This is a genomic window from SAR324 cluster bacterium, assembly GCA_029245725.1.
Lineage (GTDB): Bacteria > SAR324 > SAR324 > SAR324 > NAC60-12 > JCVI-SCAAA005.
Genome location: JAQWOT010000215.1, coordinates 1 through 1,598 on the forward strand (window position 1 = coordinate 1; position 1,598 = coordinate 1,598).

Below are 1,598 nucleotides of genomic sequence, written 5' to 3' on the forward strand. Positions count from 1 at the left end.
TATAAATTAATTATTTTGATTATCCTCTCTTAGCAGCTAACAATTCATACTTTCAACTGCACACTGTTAGTTGTAAAGTATCCAGTCAATTACTAGCTTGGTTTTTGTCCCGAAATGTCTCTCACACCCAATGATCCTCGACTACTCACACCAGGTCCCCTGACGACTTCTCATGAAACTAAAGCAGCGATGCTGCAAGATTGGGGTTCAAGAGATGCAGCCTTTTTGGAAGCGAACGCTCGAGTGCGACAGAAGCTTCTAGAAATTGCTGGAGCTACTTCTACTCATGTCTGTGTACCCTTGCAGGGCAGTGGAACCTTTGCGGTAGAGGCTGCGCTGGGAACCTTGATTTCCCGATCAGGTGAGGCCTTGGTGCTGGTCAATGGGGCCTATGGTCAGCGTATGACTAAGATGCTTGGCTACATGCAGAGGGCTTTTGTCATTCAGGAGACACCGGAAGATTCGCCACCTGATCTAGAGACTCTGCAGCAGACACTCGCAAACGATTCTGCGATCACCCATGTGCTAGCGGTTCATTGTGAGACAACCTCTGGAATCCTCAATCCAGTGGAGCAGATTGCTGAGATCGTTGCCCAGCACAAACGGTCACTGATAATTGATGCGATGAGTGCCTTTGGAGCCATTCCTCTGGATGCGAAGCAGGTACAGTTTGATGCCGTGATGGCCTCTTCGAACAAGTGTTTGGAAGGTGTCCCGGGGATGGGCTATGCGGTTATCCGTAGGGAGAAACTAGAACAGAGCAAAGGCAATGCACACTCGCTGAGCTTGGATTTGTACGATCAATGGCAGGCTATGGAAGCTAGTTCCCAGTGGCGCTTTACCCCACCGACGCATGTTTTGATTGCTTTTGATAAAGCGATCGAACAATTTGAGAAAGAAGGTGGTGTAGCAGGGCGCAACGCTCGCTATTCGGAGAATTGCCGAACGCTTATTTCCGGAATGGCAGATCTAGGTTTTGAACCTCTGTTGCCTCCCGAGCGACAAGCACCAATCATCGTCACCTTTCAGATGCCTGCTGATCCAGCCTTTGATTTCCAAACGTTTTATGATTTAGTCAAGGAACGTGGATACATCTTATATCCCGGGAAACTGACCGTTGCTCCAAGTTTCCGGGTGGGTTGCATCGGTCATCTCCAGCCGACAGATATGCAGGCTGCAGTAGATGCGATGAAAGCGGTTCTAGTAGAAATGGGTGTTGCTAGTGGCAAGCCTGCTTAAAGTGTTCAACTCGTAAGAATGATTCCAATGAATTCACCACTAACTGTAAACGGTAGAGAATACTCCTGGCCCCAGCAACCGCTCGTGGCTGTCTGTATTGATGGGTCCCAACCGGAGTACATCGAAGAAGCGATCGCAGGGGGCCACATGCCCTTCACGCAAAAAATGCTGGAATCCGGTACGGACTTGCGTGGACAGAGTGTCGTCCCCAGCTTTACAAATCCGAATAATCTCTCGATTGTCACGGGCGTCCCACCGAGGGTTCACGGGATTTCTGGAAACTTCTTTCTGGATCCTGAATCTGGCCAAGAAGTGATGATGAATGATCCGAAGTTCCTGCGTACTGGGACACTTTTTCA

The 1,598-nt window shown here is 49.1% G+C and carries 2 protein-coding genes; both read left to right on the forward strand.

The annotated features are described in order from the left end of the window. Positions 1-114: 114 nt before the first annotated feature. Positions 115-1,239, forward strand: a complete 1,125-nt coding sequence (locus tag P8O70_11550) for a 2-aminoethylphosphonate--pyruvate transaminase (GenBank protein ID MDG2197498.1) — start codon at positions 115-117, stop codon at positions 1,237-1,239. 27 nt (positions 1,240-1,266) lie between these two features. Beyond that, the coding region (locus P8O70_11555; protein ID MDG2197499.1) for an alkaline phosphatase family protein at positions 1,267-1,598 on the forward strand (332 nt) is incomplete at its 3' end.

Bases quoted from the DNA above. Each gene is read 5' to 3' on its own strand.
- P8O70_11550 (MDG2197498.1), top strand. From the start codon at position 115: ATGTCTCTCACACCCAATGATCCTCGACTACTCACACCAGGTCCCCTG.